Source organism: Pseudomonas sp. RHF3.3-3 (assembly GCF_048069595.1).
Classification (GTDB): Bacteria; Pseudomonadota; Gammaproteobacteria; order Pseudomonadales; family Pseudomonadaceae; genus Aquipseudomonas; species Aquipseudomonas fuscovaginae_B.
The window spans coordinates 4,844,521-4,866,837 of sequence record NZ_CP182250.1; the positions used below are offsets into that span (position 1 = coordinate 4,844,521).

The 22,317-nt window shown below is 64.6% G+C and carries 17 protein-coding genes; 12 read left to right on the top strand and 5 right to left on the bottom strand.

The window, feature by feature from the left end; translation table 11 throughout:
• Positions 1-107 precede the first annotated feature (107 nt).
• The 8 genes from ACMGT0_RS21175 to ACMGT0_RS21210 all read left to right on the top strand — a co-directional run bounded on the left by ACMGT0_RS21175 (position 108) and on the right by ACMGT0_RS21210 (position 11,695).
• Positions 108-1,970: an extracellular solute-binding protein gene (locus tag ACMGT0_RS21175; protein WP_416769675.1), complete on the top strand. Its 1,863-nt coding sequence runs from the start codon at positions 108-110 to the stop codon at positions 1,968-1,970.
• Positions 1,970-3,034: a microcin C ABC transporter permease YejB gene (locus ACMGT0_RS21180; protein WP_054060039.1), complete on the top strand. Its 1,065-nt coding sequence runs from the start codon at positions 1,970-1,972 to the stop codon at positions 3,032-3,034. Before ACMGT0_RS21175 ends, ACMGT0_RS21180 begins: the two co-directional genes overlap by 1 nt.
• Complete coding sequence (locus ACMGT0_RS21185) at positions 3,034-4,056, top strand: ABC transporter permease (RefSeq protein WP_273826301.1); 1,023 nt, start codon at positions 3,034-3,036, stop codon at positions 4,054-4,056. The genes ACMGT0_RS21180 and ACMGT0_RS21185 overlap by 1 nt, the downstream gene beginning before the upstream one ends.
• 14 nt (positions 4,057-4,070) lie before the next feature.
• The gene (locus ACMGT0_RS21190; RefSeq protein ID WP_416773531.1) at positions 4,071-5,666 is read left to right on the top strand and encodes an ABC transporter ATP-binding protein; all 1,596 of its coding nucleotides are present in this window, start codon (positions 4,071-4,073) and stop codon (positions 5,664-5,666) included.
• A gap of 11 nt (positions 5,667-5,677) precedes the next feature.
• Positions 5,678-7,093 (top strand): sigma-54 interaction domain-containing protein, encoded by a 1,416-nt coding sequence (locus ACMGT0_RS21195; RefSeq protein ID WP_416769678.1) that lies wholly within the window; start codon positions 5,678-5,680, stop codon positions 7,091-7,093.
• Between the two features lie 316 nt (positions 7,094-7,409).
• Complete coding sequence (locus tag ACMGT0_RS21200; RefSeq protein ID WP_416769680.1) at positions 7,410-8,801, top strand: GntP family permease; 1,392 nt, start codon at positions 7,410-7,412, stop codon at positions 8,799-8,801.
• Between the two features lie 10 nt (positions 8,802-8,811).
• On the top strand, positions 8,812-9,582 hold the full coding sequence (gene hbdH / locus ACMGT0_RS21205; RefSeq protein ID WP_054058938.1) for a 3-hydroxybutyrate dehydrogenase: 771 nt from the start codon (positions 8,812-8,814) through the stop codon (positions 9,580-9,582).
• A gap of 157 nt (positions 9,583-9,739) precedes the next feature.
• Positions 9,740-11,695 carry an acetoacetate--CoA ligase gene (locus ACMGT0_RS21210; protein WP_416769682.1) on the top strand — a complete coding sequence of 652 codons (1,956 nt, stop codon included), beginning with the start codon at positions 9,740-9,742 and terminating at the stop codon, positions 11,693-11,695.
• Positions 11,696-11,715: 20 nt separating this feature from the next.
• Here ACMGT0_RS21210 and ACMGT0_RS21215 read toward each other — a convergent pair whose 3' ends face one another.
• From ACMGT0_RS21215 to ACMGT0_RS21225, 3 genes are all read right to left on the bottom strand, one after another.
• Positions 11,716-12,999 carry a hypothetical protein gene (locus ACMGT0_RS21215; protein WP_416769684.1) on the bottom strand — a complete coding sequence of 428 codons (1,284 nt, stop codon included), beginning with the start codon at positions 12,997-12,999 and terminating at the stop codon, positions 11,716-11,718.
• Between the two features lie 207 nt (positions 13,000-13,206).
• A complete protein-coding gene (locus ACMGT0_RS21220; protein ID WP_054058935.1) occupies positions 13,207-13,686 on the bottom strand; it encodes an Lrp/AsnC family transcriptional regulator in 480 nt (159 codons plus the stop codon).
• 238 nt (positions 13,687-13,924) lie between these two features.
• A complete protein-coding gene (locus ACMGT0_RS21225; RefSeq protein ID WP_054058934.1) occupies positions 13,925-14,602 on the bottom strand; it encodes a hypothetical protein in 678 nt (225 codons plus the stop codon).
• 241 nt (positions 14,603-14,843) lie between these two features.
• Here ACMGT0_RS21225 and ACMGT0_RS21230 point away from each other — a divergent pair, with 241 nt between their 5' ends.
• Both ACMGT0_RS21230 and ACMGT0_RS21235 read left to right on the top strand, forming a co-directional pair.
• Positions 14,844-16,820, top strand: coding sequence for a PAS domain S-box protein (locus tag ACMGT0_RS21230; protein WP_416769687.1), 1,977 nt, complete (start codon positions 14,844-14,846; stop codon positions 16,818-16,820).
• A gap of 614 nt (positions 16,821-17,434) precedes the next feature.
• Positions 17,435-17,785, top strand: a complete 351-nt coding sequence (locus tag ACMGT0_RS21235; protein WP_054064467.1) for a hypothetical protein — start codon at positions 17,435-17,437, stop codon at positions 17,783-17,785.
• A 56-nt stretch (positions 17,786-17,841) separates the two neighbouring features.
• On the opposite strand, the gene ACMGT0_RS21240 is transcribed toward ACMGT0_RS21235, so the two are convergent.
• Both ACMGT0_RS21240 and ACMGT0_RS21245 read right to left on the bottom strand, forming a co-directional pair.
• The gene (locus ACMGT0_RS21240) at positions 17,842-18,453 is read right to left on the bottom strand and encodes an antibiotic biosynthesis monooxygenase (protein WP_054061521.1); all 612 of its coding nucleotides are present in this window, start codon (positions 18,451-18,453) and stop codon (positions 17,842-17,844) included.
• Positions 18,454-18,519: 66 nt separating this feature from the next.
• On the bottom strand, positions 18,520-19,164 hold the full coding sequence (locus tag ACMGT0_RS21245; protein ID WP_054061520.1) for a hydrolase: 645 nt from the start codon (positions 19,162-19,164) through the stop codon (positions 18,520-18,522).
• Positions 19,165-19,339: 175 nt separating this feature from the next.
• On the opposite strand from ACMGT0_RS21245, the gene ACMGT0_RS21250 reads away from it, so the two are divergent.
• Both ACMGT0_RS21250 and ACMGT0_RS21255 read left to right on the top strand, forming a co-directional pair.
• The gene (locus tag ACMGT0_RS21250; RefSeq protein WP_054061519.1) at positions 19,340-20,236 is read left to right on the top strand and encodes a LysR family transcriptional regulator; all 897 of its coding nucleotides are present in this window, start codon (positions 19,340-19,342) and stop codon (positions 20,234-20,236) included.
• A gap of 101 nt (positions 20,237-20,337) precedes the next feature.
• Entirely contained in the window at positions 20,338-22,287 is a 1,950-nt protein-coding gene (locus ACMGT0_RS21255) for a DNA topoisomerase III (protein ID WP_416769690.1), read from the top strand.
• The last annotated feature ends 30 nt before the right edge of the window (positions 22,288-22,317 follow it).

Sequence of the window (22,317 nt, forward strand, 5' to 3'; positions counted from 1 at the left end):
CGGGGCGGTTCCCATGGCAGCGCCTCTCCCGTGGCGGGGCCACCCGCCACCGGGGGAAATGCGAGATCGCTTGCAATCCCACTTTCACACCGTCCTCAAGGCTGACGATGCGACTGGTTCTCTCCCTGACATTCGGCACCCTGGCCCTGTTCGCCAGCGTCGCCCACGCCGCTCCCGCGCAACACGCCCTGACGGTCTACGGCGAGCCGCCCAAGTACCCGGCCAGCTTCAGCCACTTCGACTACGCCAACCCCGACGCCCCCAAGGGCGGCAGCCTCAAGCGCTCGGCCATCGAGATCGGCCAGTTCGACCATGTGCTGCCCTATATCGACAAGGGCATCGGCGTCTCGCAGATCGACGGCTATATCTATTCACCGCTGGCGGTGCGCTCCCTCGACGAGCCCTACACCGTCTACGGCCTGGTCGCACAGAAGATGCAGCGCTCCGATGACGGCCTGTCGCTGCGCTTCTTCCTCAACCCCAAGGCCCGCTTCGCCGACAACACGCCGATCACCGCCGAGGACGTGCGCTACACCTTCAACCTGCTGATGACCCAGGGCAGCCTGAGCTACCGCATGCAGTTCGAAGGCATCAAGGACGTGGTGGTCGAATCGCCGACCCAGGTCCGCTTCGATTTCAGGAACACCGAGAACCGCTCGCTGCCGCTGGATATCGCCACCCTGCCGGTGCTGCCGGAACACTGGTGGAAAACCCGCGACTTCGCCGACGGCGGCGGTTACGAGGCCCCGCTGGGCAGCGGCCCCTACCGGGTGAGCAAGGTCGACTCCGGTCGCAGCATCACCTTCACCCGCAACCCCGACTGGTGGGGCAAGGACCTGCCGGTCAGCCGCGGCCTGTACAACTTCGACCGCTTCAGCATCGAGTACTTCGGCGACACCGACGTGGCCCGCCAGGTGCTGCGGGGCGGTGCCTACGACTACAACCGCGAATTCTCCGCCACCGCCTACTCCATCGGCTACGACAGCCCGGCGCTGAGCGACGGCCGGCTGCAGAAGGCGCAACTGGCCCAGGAGTCGCCACAGACGGCCCAGGGCTACGTGTTCAATCTGCAGAAGCCGATCTTCCAGGATCGCCGGGTACGTCAGGCCCTGGCCATGCTCTGGGACTTCGAGTGGAGCAACCGGCAGATGATGCGCAACATGTATGTGCGCCAGCAGAGCTTCTTCTCCAACACGCCACTGGCGGCCCGTGAGCTGCCGGACCAGGCCGAACTGGCGATCCTCGAACCGTTGCGCGGACAGATTCCCGACGAGGTCTTCACCCAGGTCTTCGAGGCGCCCAGGACCGACGCCAGCGGCAACCTGCGGGACAAGCAGTTGCAGGCCCTGGCCCTGCTGGAGCAGGCCGGCTGGAAGCCCAGGGGGGATCAGTTGGTCAACGCCCAGGGCGAGCCGCTGAGCTTCACCTTCCTCAATGCCCAGAACGGCATGGAACGCCTGCTGCTGCCCTACAAGCGCAACCTGGCGCAGATCGGCATCCGCATGGACATCCGCCGCATCGACCCCTCGCAGTACGTCAACCGCCTCAAGGACCGCGACTACGACATGATCGTCAGCGGCTACCCGGTGACCACCTCGCCGGGCATCGAGCTGTACAATTTCTTCGGCTCCAAGGCGGCCACCGACCCGGGCTCGAACAACTTCATGGCCCTGCAGAACCCCGCCGTGGACAGCCTGATCAACGGCCTGGTGAAAGCCGACACCCAGAAGCGGATGCTCAGCTACGCCCATGCCCTGGACCGGGTGCTGCAGTGGAACTACTACTGGATTCCCAACTACTACCCGCCGGGCATCTCCACGGTGTGGTGGAACCGCTTTGGTATCCCGACGATACAGGCCAGCAACGACGCGGCCATCGAGACCTGGTGGGAAATCAGCCCGACCCCGCTGACCAACGAACAGATGACCGCCGAACTGATCAGGCGCGGCCATGACGGAGGGCACCGCTGATGCCGGCCTACATCCTGCGGCGCCTGCTGCTGATCATCCCGACGCTGCTGATCATCCTGCTGGTCAACTTCGTGATCGTCCAGGCCGCGCCCGGTGGCCCGGTGGAACAGGCCATCGCCCGCCTGCAGGGCCTGGGCAGCGCGGGTGCGGTCGGCACCGGCGGTGGTGACGGGCTGCACGGCTCATCCCGCGCCAGCCGCGGCCTCGACCCCAAGCTGATCGCCGATATCGAGCGCCAGTACGGTTTCGACAAGCCGGCACCGGAGCGCTTCTGGCTGATGCTCAAGAGCTACGCCCGCCTCGACTTCGGCAAGAGCTTCTTCCGTGGCGCCCAGGTCACCGACCTGATCCTGGAGAAGATGCCGGTAACCATCTCGCTCGGCCTCTGGGCCACGCTGATCACCTACCTGGTGTCGATTCCCCTCGGCATCCGCAAGGCGGTCCGGCACGGCAGCCGCTTCGACATCTGGAGCAGCACCGCGATCATCCTCGGCTACGCCATGCCGGCGTTCCTGTTCGCCATGCTGCTGATCGTGCTGTTCGCCGGCGGCACCTCGCTGAACTGGTTTCCGGTGCGCGGCCTGGTCTCGGACAACTTCGACCAGTTGTCGACGCTGGGCAAGATCGCCGACTACTTCTGGCACCTGGTGCTGCCGGTGACCTCGCTGGTCATAGGCGGTTTCGCCACCCTGACGATCCTGACCAAGAACTCGTTTCTCAACGAGATCACCCGCCAGTACGTGGTCACCGCCCGGGCCAAGGGCCTGAGCGAACGCCGGGTGCTCTACGGCCATGTGTTTCGCAACGCCATGCTGCTGGTGGTCTCGGGCATTCCCCAGGCCTTCATCAGCGTGTTCTTCGCCGGTTCCCTGCTGATCGAGGTGATCTTCTCCCTCGACGGCCTCGGCCGCATGAGCTACGAAGCGGCGGTGTCGCGCGACTACCCGGTGGTGTTCGGCTCGCTGTTCATCTTCACTCTGTTCGGCCTGCTGATAAAACTGATCGGCGACCTCTGCTATACCCTGGTCGACCCGCGTATCGACTTCGCCGCGAGGAACGCCTGATGCTGCGACTTTCCCCCGTGAGCCGGCGCCGGCTCGACCGGTTCAAGGCCAACCGCCGCGGCTGGTGGTCGTTGTGGCTGTTCGCCGCGCTGTTCGCACTGAGCCTGGGCGGCGAGCTGATCGCCAACGACAAGCCGCTGGTGCTCAGCTACCAGGGCTCGCTGTATTTCCCGGTGTTCAAGCGCTACACCGAACAGGAGTTCGGCGGCCAACTGCCGTTCCAGGCCGACTACCGCAGCGACTACGTGCGCCAGCTGATCACCCGCGATGGCGGCTGGATGCTGTTCCCGCCGATCCCCTTCAGCGCCGACACGCCCAACTACGACCTCAACAAGCCGGCGCCCAGCCCACCGACCACGGTGAACTGGCTGGGCACCGACGACCAGGCCCGCGACGTGCTGGCGCGGGTGATCTTCGGCGCGCGGGTGTCGATCCTGTTCGCCCTGGCCCTGACCGCCATCAGCGCACTGATCGGCATCGCCGCCGGCGCCCTGCAGGGCTACTACGGCGGCTGGGTCGACCTGCTCGGCCAGCGCCTGCTGGAGGTCTGGTCCGGGCTGCCGGTGCTGTACCTGCTGATCATCCTCTCGGGCTTCGTCGAGCCGAACTTCTGGTGGCTGCTGGGGATCATGGCGCTGTTCTCCTGGCTGGCGCTGGTCGACGTGGTGCGCGCCGAGTTCCTCCGTGGGCGCAACCTGGAGTACGTCAAGGCCGCTCGTGCCCTGGGCCTGAACGACCGCAAGATCATCCTGCGGCACATCCTGCCCAACGCCATGAACGCGACCCTGAGCTACCTGCCGTTCATTCTCACCGGCGCCATCTCGACCCTCACCGCCCTGGACTTCCTCGGCTTCGGCATGCCCGCCGGCAGCGCCTCGCTGGGCGAACTGATCGGCCAGGGCAAACAGAACCTGCAAGCCCCGTGGCTGGGATTCACCGCCTTTTTCACCCTGGCGCTGATTCTCTCGCTGCTGGTCTTTATCGGCGAGGCGCTGCGTGATGCCTTCGACCCCCGCTCATGAACCAGGCCCGCGCCATGACCGACAACCTGATTGAAATCCGCCACCTGAGCGTCGCCTTCGGCGGCCAGCCCGTGGTCCGCGACCTGTGCCTGGACATCCGCGCCGGCGAGTGCCTGGCGCTGGTCGGCGAGTCCGGTTCGGGCAAGTCGGTCACCGCCCATTCGATCCTGCAGTTGCTGCCACAGACCGGCTGCCAGGCCAGCGGCAGCGTGCGTTATCGCGGCCAGGAACTGCTCGGCGCCGACCACGCTACCCTGCGCCAGATTCGCGGCGACCGCATCGCCATGATCTTCCAGGAGCCGATGACCTCGCTGAACCCACTGCACACGGTGCAAAAGCAGATCGGCGAAACCCTGATGCTGCACAAGGGCCTGGGCGGCAAGGCAGCCCAGGCGCGGATCCTCGAACTGCTGGAACTGGTGGGTATCCAGAAACCCCGGGAACGGCTCAAGGCCTATCCCCATCAACTCTCCGGCGGCCAGCGCCAGCGGGTGATGATCGCCATGGCCCTGGCCTGCGAGCCGGAACTGCTGATCGCCGACGAGCCGACCACCGCCCTCGACGTCACCGTGCAGCGCAAGATCCTGCTGCTGCTCAAGTCACTGCAACAACGCCTGGGCATGTCGCTGCTGCTGATCAGCCACGACCTCAACCTGGTACGCAGCATCGCCCAGCGGGTCTGCGTGATGAAGGCCGGGGAAAGCGTCGAGCAGGCCGACTGCGAAACCCTGTTCAACCAGCCGCAACACCCCTACAGCCGCCTGCTGCTGGATGCCGAGCCAGCGGGCGAAGCGCTGGCCCTGGGCGACAGCGAAAGCGTGCTGCAGGTCGATGAGCTGCGCGTGCGCTTCCAGATCGGCGGTGGATGGCTGCGGCGCAAGGAATACCTGCAGGCGGTGGACGGCATCAGCCTCTGCGTGCAGCGCGGCAAGACTCTGGGCATCGTCGGCGAGTCCGGCTCGGGCAAGTCGACCCTCGGCCAGGCGATCCTGCGGCTGCTCGACGCCCAGGGCAGCATCCGCTTCCGGGGCCAGGCCCTCGACGGCCTGAACCAGAAACAGCTGCGACCGTGGCGCAAGCAGATGCAGGTGGTGTTCCAGGACCCGTTCGGCAGCCTCAGCCCGCGCCTGTCGGTGGCGCAGATCATCAGCGAGGGGATCGAGGTGCACTGCCCCGGTACCGCCGCCGAACACGAGGCGCAGGTGATCCGCGCCCTCGAGGAGGTCGGCCTCGACCCGCAGAGCCGTCATCGCTATCCCCATGAGTTCTCCGGCGGCCAGCGCCAGCGGATCGCCATTGCCCGCGCCCTGGTGCTCAAGCCGGCGCTGATCCTGCTCGACGAGCCGACCTCGGCCCTCGACCGCACCGTGCAGAAGCAGGTGGTCGCCCTGCTGCGCGACCTGCAGGCCAAGCATGGCCTGACCTACCTGTTCATCAGCCATGACCTGTCGGTGGTCCGCGCCCTGGCTCATGACCTGATCGTGGTCAAGGACGGCCAGGTGGTCGAACAGGGCAGCACCTGCGCGGTGTTCGACCACCCGCAGCACCCCTACACCCGGGAGCTGCTGGCCGCGACCTTGACGCACACCGCCCCCCTGAACTGCCCGTGAGCCAGACGCCGATGAACGACCGTGAAAGCCTCAAGGACTACCAGCGGGTCCGCTTGCTGGCGATTCGCTCGCTGTTCGAGAACATCGAGCAGTCCAGCGAAGGCACGGTGATCGTCGACCGCGATGCGCGGATCGTCTGGATGAACGAACGGTACGCCAAGCGCTTTGGCCTCTCCAGCGCCGAACAGGCCATCGGCCAACCCTGCGAAAGGGTGATCCCCGGCAGCCTGCTGCGCGAAGTGGTGCGCACCGGCCGGCCGATCCTGCTGGACCTGCAGGACATGCCCAAGGAACCGCTGGTGGTGATGCGCCTGCCGGTTCACGACGACGCTGGCGCGGTGATCGGCGCCATCGGCTTTGCCCTGTTCGGCGAGTTGAACAGCCTGTCGCCGCTGCTCAAGCGCTACCAGAGCATGCAGGAAGAACTGGCATCGACCCGCTCGCTGCTGCGGGCCCGACAGACCAAGTACAACTTCGCCCACTTCATCGGTACCAGCGCGGCGAGCCTGGAAGTCAAGCGCCGCGCCCGCCGCAGCGCCAGCACCGACTCACCGGTCCTGCTGCTGGGCGAAACCGGTACCGGCAAGGAGTTGCTGGCCCACGCCATCCACAGCGCCTCGCCACGGGCGCACAAGGCATTCGTCAGCATCAACAGCGCGGCAATTCCGGAAACCCTGCTGGAGGCGGAGTTCTTCGGGACAGCCCCGGGCGCCTTCACCGGCGCCGACCGCAAGGGCCGCCCCGGCAAGCTGCAGATCGCCCAGGGCGGCACGCTGTTCCTCGACGAGATCGGCGACATGCCGCTGCCCCTGCAGAGCAAGCTGCTGCGGGTATTGCAGGAGAAGGAATTCGAGCCGGTCGGTTCCAACGAAGTGTTGCGCAGCGACGTGCGGGTGATCGCCGCGACCTCCACCGACCTGGAGGCGGCGATCCGGCGTGGCGAATTCCGCGCCGACCTGTATTACCGCCTCAATGTCCTGCCGATCAACGTGCCGCCGCTGCGCGAGCGCCTGGAGGATCTACCGGCGCTGAGCGAGGTGATCCTCGAGGAACTCGATAGCCACCATGAGTTGACCGCCGAGGCCCTGGAGCTGCTGGGGCAGCATGCCTGGCCGGGCAATATCCGCGAGTTGCGCAACGTGCTGGAGCGCGCCGCGCTGCTGGGGGATACTCAGGTGCTGGGGGCTGCCGACATTCGTGGGGCGATTGGTACCTTCAGCCCGCTGGAGCGGGCGCCGGTTCCTGTCATGGCAGCGCCTGGGAACGAAACTTTCAGCGCCGCCCGTGAGCGCTTCGAACGACAACTGATCGAGGCAACCCTGGCGCAATGCGGCGGCAAGGTCGTGGAAGCCGCACGGCAACTGGGGCTGGGGCGCTCGACGCTGTACAAGAAAATGGTGGCGCTGGGCATCAGCGAGTCTCAATAAAGAGACACCCGTCTAATTCTAGAGACAAACACTCATCGAACGGCCAACACTTCCCTGTAGGAGCCGGGTTTGCCCGCGAATACAGGCAACGCGGCCTCCAGACAGACCGCGTTATCGTTCTTCGCGGGCAAGCCCGGCTCCTACAAGGGGAGCGTCGCCTGCAGAATCGTCTCTCTTTAGAGACAACCCCAAGGAAAATCACTCGAAAAATAAAAAATATCATTATTTTTCAATGAGTTAATGAAATGGCACGAAACTCGCTATTTCCACTGGAGATTCAGACCTAACCTACAAAAATAACAATTGGAGACACACCATGAGTGTGATCATCACCCTCGCAGCCCTGGCGTTGCTGATGCTGGCCGCCTACCGAGGCTACAGCGTCATCCTGTTTGCCCCCATCGCCGCCCTCGGCGCTGTCCTGTTCACCGACCCTGCCGCTGTCGCGCCCGCCTTCACCGGGGTGTTCATGGACAAGATGGTCGGTTTCATCAAGCTCTACTTCCCGGTATTCCTGCTCGGCGCGGTGTTCGGCAAGCTGATCGAGCTGTCGGGTTTCTCCCGCTCCATCGTCGCCGCCGCCATCGGCCTGCTCGGCACCCGCCAGGCCATGCTGGTGATCGTGCTGGTCTGCGCCCTGCTGACCTATGGCGGTGTCTCGCTGTTCGTGGTGGTATTCGCGGTCTATCCGTTCGCCGCCGAGATGTTCCGCCAGAGCAACATCCCCAAGCGCCTGATCCCGGCGACCATCGCCCTCGGCGCATTCTCCTTCACCATGGACGCCCTGCCCGGCACGCCGCAGATCCAGAACATCATTCCCAGCACCTTCTTCAACACCACCGCCTGGGCCGCACCCTGGCTGGGCGTGATCGGTACGGTGTTCGTGTTCTGCGCCGGCATGCTGTTCCTGCAACGCCAGCGCAACAAGGCCCAGGTCGCCGGCGAAGGCTACGGCACGCAGTTGCGCAACGAGCCGGAAACCGCCGAGGACATTCGCCTGCCCAACCCCTGGATCGCCCTCTCGCCGCTGCTGCTGGTGGGCCTCATGAACCTGCTGTTCACTCGCTGGATTCCCGTCTGGTACGGCAAGACCCACACCCTCAGCCTGCCCGGCATGGCCGCGCCGGTGCAGACCGAAGTCGCCAAGCTCACCGCCATCTGGGCGGTCCAGGCGGCGCTGCTGGTGGGCATCCTGGTGGTGCTGGCGTTCGGCTTCCGGGCGATTCGCAGCAAGCTGGCCGAAGGCAGCAAGAGCGCGGTCAGCGGCGCCCTGCTGGCGGCGATGAACACCGCCTCGGAATACGGTTTCGGTGCGGTGATCGCCTCGTTGCCGGGTTTTCTGGTATTGGCCGACGGGCTCAAGAGCATTCCCAATCCGTTGGTCAACGAAGCCATTACCGTGACCCTGCTGGCCGGGATCACCGGCTCCGCCTCCGGCGGCATGAGCATCGCCCTGGCGGCCATGGCCGACAGCTTCGTCAGTGCCGCCCACGCCGCGAACATTCCGCTGGAAGTGCTGCACCGGGTCGCCGCCATGGCCAGCGGTGGCATGGACACCCTGCCGCACAACGGCGCGGTGATCACCCTGCTGGCCGTGACCGGGCTGACCCACCGCGAAGCCTATAAAGATATTTTCTGCATCACGCTGATCAAGACCCTGGCGGTATTCGTGGTGATCGCCACGTTCTACGCCACCGGCATCGTCTGAGGAAACGACTATGAGTCTCAAAGGAAAAACCGCCCTGGTCACCGGCTCCACCAGCGGCATCGGCCTGGGCATCGCCCTGGGCCTGGCCAGGGCCGGCGCCGACCTGATCCTCAACGGCTTCGGCGACGCCAGCGCGGTGCTCGCCGAGGTCCGCCGGTTCGGCGGCAAGGTTGGCCACCACCCGGCCGATGTCAGCGACCCGGCGCAGATCGCCGACATGTTCGCCTATGCCGAACGGGAGTTCGGCGGTGTCGATATCCTGGTCAACAACGCCGGCATCCAGCACGTCGCACCGGTGGAGGCGTTCCCGGTGGAGCGCTGGGACTCGATCATCGCGATCAACCTGTCCTCGGTGTTCCATGCCACCCGCCTGGCCCTGCCGGGCATGCGCGCCAAGGGCTGGGGGCGAATCGTCAACATCGCTTCGGTGCATGGGCTGGTCGGCTCCGTGGGCAAGGCCGCCTATGTCGCGGCCAAGCATGGGGTGATCGGCCTGACCAAGGTGGTCGGCCTGGAGACCGCCACCGGCAATGTCACCTGCAATGCCATCTGCCCCGGCTGGGTGCTGACGCCGCTGGTGCAGAAACAGATCGATGACCGGGCCGCTGCCGGCGTCGACCCGCAGCAGGCGCAGCATGACCTGCTGGCGGAGAAACAGCCGTCGCTGGAATTCGTCACCCCACCGCAGTTGGGCGAGCTGGTATTGTTCCTCTGCAGCGAGGCCGGTAGCCAGGTGCGGGGCGCGGCGTGGAATATCGATGGCGGGTGGTTGGCGCAGTAGCCTGGATGGTTGGCGGCCTTGAGGGCGCCTTCGCGGGCAAGCCCTGCTCCTACAGAAGTGAGGCGAGCCCAGGACTTGCACACGACACCAACCTGTAGGAGCAGGGCTTGCCCGCGAAGAGGCCCGCATTAACAGCACAAAATAAAAAGGGAACCCCATGTCAGAAGTCTTGTGGCGCCCCAGCGCAGAACGCATCGAAAAGACCCGTATCGAAGCCTTCCGGCGCTTCGTCAATCACCGTCACGACCTGCAGATCACCGACTACCCGGCCCTGCACCGCTTCAGCATCGAGCGCCGCGAGGACTTCTGGCAGGCCATCGTCGACTTCTTCGATGTCGAATTCCACACCCCGCCCAGCCGCGTGCTGAGCGAAGAGCAGCACATGCCCAGCGCCCGCTGGTTCCCCGAGGCGACGCTGAACTTCGCCGAACACCTGCTGCGCCGCCGCGACGACCATCTGGCGGTGGTCGCGGTCAGCGAGGACGGGCGCCGGGAAACCCTCACCCACGCCGAACTGGCCGCCCATGTCGCTGGCCTGCAACAACGTCTGCGCGAGGCCGGTGTCGGCGTCGGCGACCGGGTCGCGGCGTGCATGCCGAACACCTGGCAAACCCTGGTGGGCATGCTTGCCACCACCAGCCTGGGCGCGATCTGGTCCTGCTGCTCGCCGGACTTCGGCACCCACGGCGTGATCGACCGGTTCGGCCAGATCGAGCCCAAGGTGCTGATCGCCTGCGCCGGCTACCGCTATGCCGGCAAGGAGCTGGAGCAGAGCGCCAAGCTCAACGAAATCCTCGAGCACCTGCCCTCGCTGCAGCAACTGCTGGTGGTGCCCTACGCGCATTCCCAGGCACGCGCCGAGGACTTCCGGACCCACGCCAGGGTGAACCTGTGGCAGGACTTCTACCAACCCGGCGGCGAGCCGTATTTCGTCCCGGTGCCCTTCGCCCAGCCGCTGTACATCCTCTACTCCAGCGGCACCACCGGCGTGCCCAAGTGCATCGTCCACAGCACCGGCGGCGTGTTGCTGCAACATCTCAAGGAACACGGCCTGCATGTCGACCTCGGGCCTGGCGACTGCCTGTTCTACTACACCACTTGTGGCTGGATGATGTGGAACTGGCTGGTGTCGGCGCTGGCGGTCGGTGCCACGGTGGTGCTGTATGACGGCTCGCCCTTCCATCCCGGCCCGCAGCGCCTGCTCGACCTGATCGACGACGAGGGCATCAGTGTCTTCGGCACCAGCCCGAAATACCTGGCCGCCCTTGAACAGGCCGGGCTCAGCCCACGGCAGACGCACCGGCTGACCCGCCTCAAGACCATTCTCTGCACCGGCTCGCCGCTGTCGCCCCACAGCTACGACTACGTCTACCGGGAAATCAAGGCCGAGCTGTGCCTGTCGTCGATGTCCGGCGGCACCGATATCGTCTCCTGCTTCGTCAGCGGCAACCCGGTGCTGCCGGTCACTCGCGGCCAGATGCAGTGCAAGAGCCTGGGCATGGCCGTCGAGGTCTGGAACGACCAGGCCCAGCCGCTGCACGGCGAAAAGGGCGAACTGGTCTGCACCCGGCACTTTCCGGCGATGCCGGTCGGGCTATGGAACGATCCGCAGCAGGAGAAACTCATGGCCTCCTATTTCAGCCTGTTCCCCGGGGTCTGGGCCCAGGGCGACTACGCCGAGGAGCTGGAGGGCGGCGGCCTGATGATCCACGGCCGCTCCGATGCCGTGCTCAACCCCGGCGGCGTGCGCATCGGTACGGCGGAGATCTATCGGCAGGTGGAAAAGGTCGAGGCGGTGGTGGAAAGCCTCACCATCGGCCAGCAATGGCAGAACGACGTGCGGGTGGTGCTGTTCGTGCGCCTGCAGGAGGGCGTAGCGCTCGACGATGCCCTGCTGCAGCAAATCCGCCAGGTGATCCGCGACAACACCACGCCACGCCATGTCCCGGCGAAGATAGTCGCCGTCACGGACATTCCCCGGACCCTGAGCGGCAAGATCGTCGAACTGGCGGTGCGCAACGTGGTGCACGGGCTGCCGGTGAAGAACACCGATGCCCTGGCCAACCCGGAGGCGCTGGAGCAGTTCCGCGATCGTCCGGAACTGCGCGAGTGAGCCGCACATATCACAGGACATCAGCCCAGATAGCGCATCACCACCGCCTGGAAACCGCCGAGCATGGAATGCCCGGCCACCAGAATACGTCCGTCGCCCTGCACCGCCAGCGCGGTGACGGTGTCCAGGCTCTTGCCCAGGCGGGTACGCACGTAGCCCTTGCCGGAAGCGAAGTCGAGGTCGAGCTGGCCGTTCGGCAGGTAACGCGCCAGCACCAGGTCCGAGCCGAACCCGGCCACCGTCGAGCCGGCGGCGAGAATCGATCCGTCCGGCTGAACCGCGACCGTTGCCCAGCGGCAGGCGGGCGCGTCGATATTCAGCAGCACCGCGGCCCCCTGGTTGAAGCGCCGGTCGATGCAGCCGTTGGCGGTAAACCCCTGCAGCGCACCGCCCAACGGCTCGAAGCGGGTACCCACGCAAAACAGTTGCCCCTGGGCACTACGGGCCAGCCGGGTGACCGTCGAGCTGGCGTCGGCAAAGTGCACGCAGAGGTAGCCTTCATGGCCAAAGGCCGGGTCCAGCCGACCCTCCGGCAAGTAGCGGGCCACCAGGCCACTGGGTGGAAAATCGATTGAGCCACCCACCAGAATCTTGCCATCGGGCTGCAGCAGGACACAGCTGAGCCAGCTGTTCATCAGCCGCCGCCGGACCATCACGAAGCCCAGGCCATTGAAGCTGTGGTCGAGGCCGCCATCGGGCAGCAGGCGAACCAGCAGGCCGACATGATCGGTGGCGGAATAACTGTGGTTGAGGGTCAGCAGGATCCTGCCGTCCGGCTGCACGGCGCCGAAACAGCTCTCGAAGCCTGCCAGTCCCGGTGGCAGCCAGCTGTCACGGGGCCCCTCGGACAGATCGCCGGGCAGGCGCAGCAGGTGCACGCCCTGGTCAGCGAAGAGCGGATCGGCACGGCCGTCCGCGAGAAAACGCGCCACCACCGGCAAGGTGCGCCGGTCATCCGGATAATGCAGGCCAAAAACCAGGATCCGCCCGTCGTGCAGCCGACGCAGGCTGATACCCGTCGACTCGCCCGCGGCCTGAAACCGGCCAACCAGGCTGCCACCCTGGCCGAACGAGGTGTCCGGCGAACCGTCGGCATGCAGGCGGGCCAGGCCGAAATGCAAGCCGGTGGGCATCTCCACCCTGGCGACCACGAGAATCTTGCCATCGGGACAGAACAGCACGTCATTGGCCTGGCTCGACAGGCTGCCGGCAAACTCCACCTGCGCCTTGCCCAGGCAACCGAACCCCGGATCCAGCTCACCCGCCGGGTTGACCCGGCAGCCGCGCAACGCTTGCAGCATCATCAGGGGATTCCTCCATGAAAGAGACGTCGCCTGCGGCGGTGCAGCCGTTGCGATCTGCCCGCTATTCAATCCATCGGAGGTTTCCCGGACAACTGTCAGAAATGACAGGTTTTGTGGCCTTGCGAGCCATATTGGTGACTTTTCAAGCCAATCAGACTCATTCGGACAAGGGTATCAGCCAGGCCAGCGGCGGCGGCGGCGACCGGCTCACTCCATGGCGGTCTTGACCATCGCCAGTTCGGGGTGGCTGACCAGCTTGTCGATATGCAGCTCTTCATCGTTGAGCCAGGTTTCGGTCAGTACCCGGTAATGCTCCATGTCCCGGCAACGCATGCGCAGGCTGTAGTCGAAGGCGCCGCTGAGCAGGTGGCATTCGAGCACCTGGGGGCAGGCACGGACCTTGGCCTCGAAAGCCTTCTGCGCTGCCCGCCCGCTCTGACCCGACAGCGCCACCAGCACCAGCAGCGACAGGCCGGGCGACAGCTTGTTCTCGTCGAGAATGGCTCCGTAGCCGCGGATCACCCCCAACTGCTCCAGCTTGCGCACCCGCTCCAGGCACGGCCTGGGCGTCAGGTGCACGCGCTCGGAGAGTTTCTGGTAGGTGATGCGTCCGTCATGGCGCAACACCTCGATAATTGCCTGGTCGATGCGGTCCAGCACGATCGACAGGTCACGAATTTCAGCCATGGATGGCTTGCCTCACTTCAAACGACCAGAAAGAAACAGGCGCCATTGTACGACCTTCCTTGGCCGATGCCTGAATCACTTTCAGCCTGCTCTTGCACCTGGCCGGCCGCCGGGCTCCAGGCTCTGTATGTAAAACCGTGATACTCGGCGATGCGGCGTTGAGAACAGCCTCGCAATGCTCATTTACAAACCGTAAGCTCCACTTCCTCGGCTGTTTTCGCCTTGCCTGACCTTCGTCTCAAGGCTTTTCATACAGACCCTGGCGGGCCTTGCTGATCAGATCGGGACGGCTGTCCACCAGCATCGGCTCGATGACGTTGCCCTGGATCGAACAGGTCAGCATGCCCCGGCTGTTCGGGCTGCTCTTGGCCAGGTCCTCGGCAGCCGGCTCGATCAGGAACACCCGCTCGGCCGTATCGATCACCAGCTTGCCCGAATTGCTCTGCGGGTCTTCCGGTTGCCAGGCCCGCTGGCTGTGGGACCAGATTTCAGCACGAGCGTACATGCCCCCGGCATCCGCCGCGCCGGTGCGCTTGTGTTGCTCGAGCAACTCGAACAGTTCCCTGGGCGTCTGCTCGGTGTAGAACCCCCAACTGATCAGGCGCGAACCCATCATGTCCATGTCTTCGGCGTAGAAACCGGTCAGACTGACACCGTCGAGGATGACCGGCTTGTCGAACATCCAGCGCCGTCCCAGTTCACTGCGGGTGCCACCCACGGGCCGGGTGAAACCGTTTTCGGTTCTGGTCGGGATCAGTCCATTGAACAGCGGCTGCTCGATGACGGCCAGGGAGTGCTTGTCGCAGGCGACATAATCATTGAGCGACGTGGCGGCCAGGGCGGGTGCGCCACACAGCAGCACCGTGGCGCCACACAGCGAGGCGAGGATTTTCACGGGGGACTTTCGTGGAAACATGTCAACTTCCTGTTGGAGAGTGGGGCTTCGAACCATCGGGCACATGACGAGCAGGAGGCCGATAAGGAGAGCGTTGTTCGTTATCGGCAGCTTCCCAGGCAACCTGAAGTTTGCAGCGATAAGGCCTGCCCCGCCAAGAAGCCTGCCGGCAAACAGAACTTCTCGACATCCGCACAACCATAATTACCAGTAGGCAGCGTCCTGATACCATTCAGGCAGCTATTTTTCGCATGGGGCAATCATGGAAGTATCCGGAACCGGGACGCTCGAGCAAGCAGTCGAGCAGGACACCTACTACCGAACGATGTTCGAGGCGGTCGATACCGGCTTCTGCATTATCGAGATGAAATTCGATGCGGGCGCAAAGCCCGTGGACTACCGCTTTCTCGACATGAACCCGGCGTTCGAACGCGAAACCGGTCTGGTTGGAGCCAAGGGTCGATGGATGCGGGAGATGATTCCGACCCACGAACAGCACTGGTTCGATATCTACGGCGAGGTGGCCCTGAGTGGGGTGGAGCGACGCTTTGAAAACCAGGCGCAGGGACTCGGGCGCTGGTATGCGGTGCATGCGGTGCGTGTCGGCAGCCCGGGCGCCTACAAGGTCGCGGTGTTTTTCAATGACATCACCGAGCGACGCCAGGCGGAAATCGCCCTCAAGCAGCTCAACGTCTCGCTGGAGCAGGAAGTCGCCTCCCGTACCGATGATCGCAACCAGCTCTGGACCCTGTCCTCGGACATTATGCTGCGCTGCACCTTCGATGGCCGGATCATCGCCATCAACCCGGCCTGGGAGGACACCCTGGGCTGGAGCGAAGCCGACCTGCTCGGTACCAGCCTCTACGACCTGATCCACCCGGATGATCTCGAGCAGACTCTTGAACGTGCCCGCTATTCCGCCACCGGGCAGAGCATCCGCCGCTTTGAAAACCGCTACCGCTGCAAGCACGGCGGCTACCGCTGGATCAACTGGTCTTCCAGCCCCTCCGATGAAGTCATCAACGCCGTCGGCCGTGACTGCACCCTCGACAAGGAACAGGCCCAGGCCCTGGCCAGGGCCGAGGCCCAACTGCGCCAGAGCCAGAAGATGGAGGCCGTCGGACAACTGACCGGAGGCCTGGCCCACGATTTCAACAACCTGCTGACCGGCATCAGCGGCAGCCTGGAGATGCTGCAGAGCCGCATCGACCAGGGTCGCGTGGAGCAACTGGACCGCTACATCAATGCCGCGCTGATCGCCGCGCGCCGGGCCACCGCCCTGACCCACCGGCTGCTGGCCTTCTCCCGTCGGCAGACCCTCGACTCGCGGGCGACCAACGTCAACCTGCTGATCAGGGAGATGGAAGACCTGATACGACGTACGGTCGGCCCCTCGATACAACTGGAATCGAAGCTGTCCGAGCGCCTGTGGACCACCCTGGTGGATCAGAACCAGCTGGAAAACTCGCTGCTCAACCTGTGCATCAACGCCCGCGATGCGATGCCCGAAGGTGGTCACCTGAGCATCGAGACCGCGAACATCACCCTCAACTCGGCATCGGCCCTGGCGCTGGAACTGCCTCCCGGCGGCTATGTGTACCTGGGCGTCGCGGACAACGGCTGCGGGATGTCGGCCGATATCCTGGGCAAGGTCTTCGAACCGTTCTTCACCACCAAGCCACTGGGCTCCGGAACCGGCCTCGGCTTGTCGATGGTCTACGGTTTCGCCCTGCAGTCAGGTGGCCAGGTGCGCATCAGTTCGCAGTTGGGCAGCGGCACCCAGGTACGCCTCTATCTGCCTCGCCACTTTGCCGAGACCGAGGAGCGCGAGGCCGCCCTCGCTTCGCCGCCGGCCCCCCAGGCCCTGGCAGGCGAAACGGTATTGGTGGTCGATGACGAACCCCAGGTGCGCATGCTGGAAGTCGATCTGCTGGAGGAACGCGGCTACAAGGTACTGGAGGCCAGCGACGGCGCGACCGGCCTGAAGATTCTGCAGTCGCCGATCCGTATCGATCTGCTGGTCAGCGACGTCGGCCTGCCCGGCGGCATGAATGGCCGGCAACTGGCGGAGCTGGCCCGACAGACCCGGCCGGGACTCAAGGTGCTGTTCGTCACCGGTTATGCCGAACACTCGGTCATTGGCGACGGCAACCTGGCACCCGGCATGCACGTGATGACCAAGCCGTTCGCCCTGGACGATCTGGCCAACCGCGTGCGCGAAGTGATCAGTGGCACCTGACCGGTTTCAGTAAATGGACACCGGCTGCATCGGGGATATAAACCTTACTTGTAATAAGGTTTATATCGCTGGCGCTCTGCAAAAACTCCAGACAAAAAAAAGCCCAAGCGGCTGATGGACGCTTGGGCCTTAAAGAATGCATAAACCGTGGTAGGTGAACGCAGGGCGATAATAACTGATCCCGGAAATTCGTAACAAGATATTTTTAATCTGACTTTATTCCTAACCCCTTAAATAACCACAGGTTTTTCCCGGATATCAGCGTAACCAAAGCTCGGCAAAGCCCTGTTTTGGGTCGAGCGACGGGGTAATTAATGCATTTGCACCAAAGCGGTTCACGACAGTTACTGAAAACCCCGGAAAGACCACACTCCATATCCGTGAATTATCCGGTAGATAGATGAAGGTTATTATTCGGACAATATAAAATCCGATGAACGGCTCATTCAATCCAGCCCCTGACCGGATATTTCAGCGCTTCTCTACCCACCTCGCAAAACAGGAAAGTTCCCCGGACGCAAAAAAATATAAACCGGCCCAACCCCTCAAGAGCGTTTGCGTCCCTGCCCGCGCCCGGCGACAATTGGCGCTCCATTCATTTCGAGGTTCGCAACATGCGTAAAGCACTTACCGTTCTGGCGCTCAGCGCCCTGTTTACCCAAGGCGCCATGGCGGCCGGCGGTACCCAGGCAGCAGTCGGAGGTGGCTTGGGTGGCGTCCTGGGCAACGTGGTTGGCCAGCAGATGGGTGGCAGCACCGGCGCAGCCATTGGTGCGGGCCTGGCTGGCGCGGCCGGTGGCGCCATTGCCGCCAAGAAAGGCAAGAAGACCAAGGCCGCCATCGGTGGCGGCCTGGGCGCAGCCGGCGGCTCGTACCTGGGCAACCAGCTCGGCGGCAGCACCGGCGCAGCCATTGGCGCGGGCCTGGGTGGCGCGGCCGGCGGCGCACTGGGCGGTCGCAAGTAAGACCTTGCCCGAGACGAAAAACCCGACACGAGTGTCGGGTTTTTTATTGGCGCAACCTATCGCCTTGTCTCGCCATGAGCAGGCGCCGGGACCGTATCCTGCCGTGGCTGCAGCCAGCGGCTGAACAGGCGCGTCACCCGCGGCATGAACACATAGACCACCAGCAATACGATGGTCAGGGTAATCACCACGTTGGCCGGCACATAGCCGCCCAACCAGGGCCACAGGGCGAATAACGGTTTCCACAACAGCGGTACCAGGAAGGTCAGCGGCAGGATCACCAGGAACGTCACACAGGCCTGCTTCCAGCGCGGTGGCGGCGTCGGCGCATCCACCTGCACGGGGGTGAACCAGAACTCGCGGTCGGCGTTGATTTCGGTCTGGTCGCCATCGGCCAGCAACGGACGGGCCTGATCGACCAGCTCGCGACGATCATCGGAATCCAGCCAAACCTGCAATTGTTCGGTACTGGCAAAGCGCAGCACGCTGGTGAACAGCGCCAGGCCACCACTGTGCCCACGCACCACGTCGATCCCCAGGTGCCCGGGATAGGTACGCGCCTTGGCGACGATCTGGCGCAACCAGGCTTCATAGGCCTGGTCCCCACCCTGTTTGACCCGGTGGCGTACCAGCAGCGTGACCACGCCGTCGGACAATTCGATATTCATGGCTGATTCCATCTTCCTGTAGGTGACCGATGGGGCAGGCGTAAGCGCTACACCCGCCCCTCCCTGTTACTTGACCTGACGCTGTGGCGCCTTGTGCACCATGGTGTAGGCGTAGTCCACGCCCATGCCGTAGGCGCCGCTGTGCTCGCGTACCAGGTCCATCACCGGGCCGTAGGTGTCCTTGTGCGCCCAGTCACGCTGGAACTCGAGCAGAACCTGCTGCCAAGTCACCGGAATCGCACCGGCCTGGATCATCCGTTGCACGGACATGTCGTGGGCTTCCTGGGTGGTGCCGCCGGAAGCGTCGGTGACGATGTACACCTCGTAGCCTTCGGCCATGGCTTCCAGGGCCGGGAACGTCAGGCAGACCTCGGTCCACAGGGCGGCCATGATCAGCTTCTTGCGACCGGTGGCTTTCACTGCTTCCACCAGCTTCCTGTCTTCCCAGGAGTTCATCGAGGTCCGTTCGATCGGCTCGGCACCCGGGTTCACGGCCAGCAGTTCCGGCCAGATATAGCCACTGAAGCTTTCGGTTTCCACCGAGGTGTAGATCGTCGGCACGTTGAAGATCTTCGCTGCCTTGGCCAGGCCCACGGTGTTGTTCTTCAGGGTCTGGCGGTCGATCGACTGCACGCCGAAGGACATCTGGGGCTGGTGGTCGATCAGGATCAGGGCGCAGTTGGTTGGGTTCAGCAGTTCGCGGTTGGACATGATTGAGTTCCTTTGGGTTTCGAGGTTGACCACCGGGGTCACAGGTAATCTGGCAGTTGCCTCTGGGATCCACTTGAAGGCCTGTGCTGCCTGCTTGGAATGAACTTTAGGGCCTGGATAAAAAAGGGACAATTCCATAAAATCGAGAATCATTGATTCTATTTAAGGAACAGTCATGGATCGCGTCGAATGCATGCGGGCATTTGTCGCCACCGTGGGAGCCAATGGCTTTGCCGCGGCGGCACGGGCGATGGACGTACCACGCTCGAAAGTCAGCAAGCAGATCCAGGCGCTGGAAGAGGCCATCGGCGTGCAGTTGTTGCTGCGCACCACCCGCAGCCTGCACCTGACCGAGGCCGGCGCCGAGTACTACGAAGCGGCCCGCGAACTGCTGGCGTCGCTGGACGAGGCCGAGCAACGCGCCCGCGACGGCATCGGCGAACTGCGCGGGGTATTGCGCGTCAACGCGCCGATGTCTTTCGGCCTGCGGCGGCTGGGGCGGTTGATCCCGCTGTTTCACCGGGAACATCCGAACGTCGAGTTGCAACTGGTGCTCAGCGACCAGCAGGTGGACCCGGTCAAGGGCGGCTTCGACGTGACCATCCGCATCGCCAGCCTGCCGGACTCGTCCATGGTCGCCAAACTGCTGGCCCCGGCGCCGCGCATCATGGTCGCCTCCCCCGACTACCTGGAGCGCGCCGGGACGCCTACGACGCCACGGGAACTGTGCGCCCACCAGTGCCTGAACTACGGCTACCTGCAAAGTGGCGTCAGCCTGCAACTGTGCAACGGCAGGGAAACCCAGCGGGTCACCGTCACCGGCCCCTTGCACGCCAACAACGGCGACCTGCTGGCCCAGGCTGCCGAGGCCGGCATGGGGATCGCCCTGCTGCCGGACTTCATCGTCGAGGAGGCCCTGGCCGCCGGGCGCCTGGTGCCGGTGATGTGCGAATGGCAGGCGCCGCCGATCAGCATCAACGCGGTGTACGCCTCGGCGCGCCGGGTACCGCAGAAAACCCGGGCATTCATCGACTTCCTGGTGCGGGAACTGGCGGTAGCCGCAGAGAGCTGAAACAAATAGACTGTATATACATACAGAAAAGGCATTGCTCAAAACCCCGGTACTGAGCATGCTGTCCGCTCTCTTGCGCACATGATCGAATGAAGGTGGCCATGCGGCTGTTTCTTTGCGAAAAACCCTCCCAGGCCAAGGACATCGCCGCCGTGCTCGGTGCTACGCGCCGTGGCGATGGCTGCTGGGTCGGTGCCAATGCCACGGTCACCTGGTGCATCGGCCATCTGCTGGAAACCGCCCCGCCGGACGCCTATGACGCCCGCTACAAGCGCTGGGTGCTGGCCGACCTGCCGATCGTCCCGGAACAATGGAAGATGCAGGTCAAGCCCAAGACCGCCAGCCAGTTCAAGGCGGTCAAGCGCCTGCTGGGCGAAGCCCGGGAACTGGTGATCGCCACCGACGCCGATCGCGAAGGGGAAATGATCGCCCGCGAGCTGGTGGAACATTGTCGCTATCGCGGGCCGATCCAGCGGCTCTGGCTGTCGGCGCTGGACGATGCCTCGATCCGCAAGGCCCTGGCGGCCCTCAAGCCGGGTAGCGAAACCTTCAACCTCTACCATTCGGCCCTGGGCCGCTCGCGGGCCGACTGGCTGATCGGCATGAACATGAGCCGGCTGTTCACCCTGCTCGGCCGCCAGTCCGGCTACCAGGGCGTGTTGCCGGTGGGTCGGGTGCAGACGCCGACCCTGCGCCTGGTGGTGGACCGCGACCGCAGCATCGCCGACTTCGTGCCGGTGGCCTACTGGGCAATCGATGTGCGCCTGCTGCATGACGGCCAGCCCTTCGTCGCGCAATGGCGCGCGCCCTCGGACGCCTGTGACGATCAGGACCGCTGCCTGAACCAGGCCCTCGCCCGGCAGGCCGCCGCCGCCATGAGCGCGGCTCCCGGCGCACGGGTGGTGAAACTCAAGACCGAGCGGATTCGCGAGCCGGCACCCCTGCCCTTCGACCTCGGCACCTTGCAGGAAGTGTGTTCGAAGCGGTTGGGGCTCGGCGCCCAGGAGACCCTGGACATCGCCCAGTCGCTGTATGAAACCCACAAGGTCATCACCTACCCACGCAGCGACTGCGGCTTTCTTCCCCTCAGCCAGCACGGCGACGCCGCGCGGGTGCTGGCGGCGCTGGAACGGGCCGACCCGAGCCTGGGCAAGCTGGCCCCGCATCTCGACCCGACACGCCGCTCACGGGCCTGGAACGATGCCAAGGTCACCGCCCACCACGGCATCATCCCGACCGGCTCGGGCGCGAGCCTGGAGCGCCTGCAAGGCAAGCCGCGTGCGGTCTACACACTGATTCGAGCCCGCTACCTGGCGCAATTCCTGCCCAACCACGAGTACGACCGCACCCAGGCCGATTTCGACTGTGCGGCACAGGCATTGCGGGCCGTGGGCAAGCAGGTGATCGAACCCGGCTGGAAACGCGCCCTGCCGGAGGCGCTGACGCCACCCAAGGGCCGCGAAGCACCGGAACCACAGGCCTTGCCGAAGCTGCGCGAGGGCGACGAGTGCGCAGTGGACCGGGTCGAGCTCAAGGACCTGTGGACCCAGCCGCCAAAACCCTTTACCGAAGGCGACCTGATCAAGGCGATGAAGAACGTCGCCAGGTACGTGGAAGACCCGCGCCTGAAGCAGAAGCTCAAGGAAACAACCGGCATCGGCACCGAGGCCACCCGCGCCAGCATCATCCAGGGTCTGCTGGACCGCAACTACCTGGTCAAGCATGGCAAAAGCCTGTCGGCGACTGCGGCGGCCTTCAGCCTGATCGACGCGGTGCCGCGGGCGATTGCCGACCCGGGCACCACGGCCATCTGGGAGCAGGCGCTGGACATGGTGCAAAGCGGCGAGATGAGCCTGGAAGAATTCGTCGCCAAACAGGCGGCCTGGATGAGCAAGCAGGTGGGACGCTGTGTCGAGCTCAAACTGCAGATCAGCATGCCGCCCGGCACCACGGCACCTGCGCCGTGGAAGAAGAAACGCAAGGCCTCCGGAACCAGGACCACAAGAGCCCGCCGCCCGGCAAAGGCGGCGAGCAGTCGTCCAAAGAAATGACCAACCGGGTGGAGGGCCATTGCACCTGGC